Genomic DNA, 2737 nt, shown 5'->3' on the forward strand with positions numbered 1-2737 from the left:
GCCGTCATGTGGACATTGTGCTGTGTGCCTCGATGCGCCGCCGTCTGCCCTGTATTTGCCCGTGTCCGTGGAGCAGCTGATGCCTGCGGGATGGATTATTGGAAAGTGCTGAAAAATGGATTGCTAATTTCATTTTTTCAGTATTTCAAAAATTAATTGATTTATTGCTGCAAGGGCGCGGACGAAGAAATCAAACTCAGCCCCAGGGGTATGCCCTTCTGATCGCGAATCGACGTGATGACCTTGAATGCGGCTGCTTGAACCCGGTCGGGCAGGCGCACAAAATTGTTTTCACTGACCAGAGTGTCGCCATTTACAAATGACCAGATAATGAATTTGAGTGCCTGGCTGGTTTGCTCAGGGTTGCTGGTGACTTTGGGGAACACCACAAACGTCCCCATGGTAATCGGCCACACAGATTTTCCGGGTTTCTGCGTCAGTGTGTTGTTGAAAGCCCCGGTGGCTGACCATTCGCTGTTGGCCAGTGCGGCCTTGAAGGCATCGATGGAGGGTTTGACAAAAACACCTTCGGCATTCTTCATTTGGACCGACGCCAGGCCGTATTCGGCCACATAGCCAAAATCCACATAGCCGATGGCGCCCACCGTGTCGCGCACGCCTTTGGCCACGCCCTCGCTTCCCTTGAAGGCCAGGTGGCCATCGGGCCACTTGATGCTGGTCTTGACACCCAGCGTGGCCTTCCACGAAGGACTGATCTTGGCCAGGTAATCCGCGAAGTTGTAGGTGGTGCCCGAGCCGTCGGCGCGTACCACTACCTTGATGGGCATATCGGGCAGCGAAGTGTCCGGGTTCAGGGCGGTGATGTCGGGGGCATTCCAACGAGTGATTTCGCCCATGAAGATGCGGCTCAGCACCTCGCCCGTCAGGCGCAACTGGGCGTTCTGGACCTTGGGCAGGTTGACGATCGGGCTGATGCCGGTAATGGCCACGGGCAGGGCGATCAGCCCGTGCTCGATCAAGTCCTTGTCGGTAGGGTAGACGTCAGTGGCCCCGAAACCCACCGCTTGCTGCTGGATTTTTTTCATACCGGCACTGGAGCCTACGGGGTCATAGGCCACACCAGAGCCCGTGGCCCTGGTGTAGGCCTTGGCCCAACTGCGGTAGATGGGCGCTGCGGCGGATGAGCCCGCACCGGTCACGGCCTGCGCGCAGGCCCCGCCTGACAGCAGCAACGCCAACGATAGCGAAAGAACGGCGTAGATATATTTCATAGATTTCTCTGCTATTTGTTTTTAATTTCTTTGTATATGTCGAGGCTATGCGGGACTACTGGCCTGAGAGGTGGGAGCTTATCAAGAATTATTATTTTTTCATAAGCGGGGTGAAGACGAAATGGTCTTGTTGTTGTGTCATGGTTTTGTCATTTGAAACAAATAGTATCTTTTTGGGTGGCCATACCGTGGCTGGAAATGGTGGCTGAAATAGGGTGGTACGACCACACCGGGTTTGCGCCGCATGGATCGAACGCGATGGTGGTGCACAGGGCCGCCATCGGTTCATTGACGAGACTTTGAGATGCTTCAAAAGATCAAAATTGGTACCCGACTGGCCCTGGCATTTGCCGTGCTGCTGCTGTTGATCTCGGCGCTGGCGGCGGGGGGGATCAGTGGCGCCAAGCGGCTGACCGAGCGCAGTGCCGCGCTCTATGGCGACCGCACGGTGCCGTTGGGGGTGCTGGCAGAGATCAGCCACCTCACTCAGCGCAACCGGGTGCTGGTGATGGATATGCTGATGGACCCTGGCACCAGCAACCTGCAGGCCAGCCACACCGAGCTGACAGCCAATGTGGAGCGCATACGCAACCAGTGGGCCAGCTACACGGCCAAGCCGCTGTCCCTGCAAGAGCAAACCCTTGCCCAGGCCTTTGCCGATGCCAACGCCCAGTATCTGGACAAGGGCCTGCTACCCGCTGCGCAGGCGCTGGTGTCAGGCAAGTACGACGACGGGTCGGAGCTGTATATCACCCAGATTCGCCCCCAGGCCACCAAGGTGCAGTCGGCGGTCGAGCAGTTGGTGGGCCTGCAGATTGAGGTGGGCAAAGAAGAGTTCGGTGCTGCCAAGGCGTTGAGCGAGACGATCCATGTGGGGATGTTGGCCGCCACGGTGCTGGCATTGCTGGTGGGAGCAGCAATGGCCCTGGTCATCACACGCTCCATCTCTCGCCCACTGCAGCAGGCTGTGGCACTGGCCCGTACGGTGGCGGGGGGCGATCTGAGCGCGCAGATTGTGGTGAGGGGCACCGACGAAACTGCCGAACTGCTGGGCGCCCTGCGGGAGATGAATCAGCAGCTGGTGCGCGTGATCACGGAGGTGCGCGACAGCACCGAGACGGTGGCGCGGGACGCCGCACTGATGGCCGGTGGTGCCGAAGACCTGGCCCGACGGACAGAGGTGCAGGCCTCCAACCTGCAGGAGACGGCCGCCTCCATGGAGCAGCTCACCATCACCGTGCAGCACAACACCGACAACGCCCAACGCGCCACACAACTGGCGCAGGAGGCCAGCAAGGTGGCCAACGAGGGCGGAAGCGTGATGCGCGATGTGGTGGCTACCATGCAGGAGATCAACCTGCAGTCGCAGAAGGTCACCGACATCATCAAGGTGATCGACGACATTGCCTTCCAGACCAATCTGCTGGCCCTCAATGCCGCCGTGGAGGCCGCCCGCGCGGGCGGCCTCCACGGCGGCATTGAGGGCCAGCAGATTGGTCTGGAAG

General features: G+C 59.3%; 2 protein-coding genes. One reads left to right on the forward strand and one right to left on the reverse strand.

The window, feature by feature from the left end; genetic code table 11:
* Positions 1-161: 161 nt before the first annotated feature.
* The gene (pstS, locus tag DBR12_RS02560; RefSeq protein ID WP_108615809.1) at positions 162-1232 is read right to left on the reverse strand and encodes a phosphate ABC transporter substrate-binding protein PstS; all 1071 of its coding nucleotides are present in this window, start codon (positions 1230-1232) and stop codon (positions 162-164) included.
* A 304-nt stretch (positions 1233-1536) separates the two neighbouring features.
* Here pstS and DBR12_RS02565 point away from each other — a divergent pair.
* Positions 1537-2737, forward strand: a 1201-nt coding sequence (locus tag DBR12_RS02565) for a methyl-accepting chemotaxis protein (RefSeq protein ID WP_108615810.1), incomplete at its 3' end; no start/stop codon positions are given.

The sequence above is a fragment of the Acidovorax sp. HMWF029 genome (assembly GCF_003060895.1).
In the GTDB taxonomy this organism is placed as follows: Bacteria; Pseudomonadota; Gammaproteobacteria; order Burkholderiales; family Burkholderiaceae_C; genus Acidovorax.

Coding starts and splice junctions, on each gene's coding strand:
- pstS (WP_108615809.1), bottom strand. CDS start 1,232: ATGAAATATATCTACGCCGTTCTTTCGCTATCGTTGGCGTTGCTGCTG.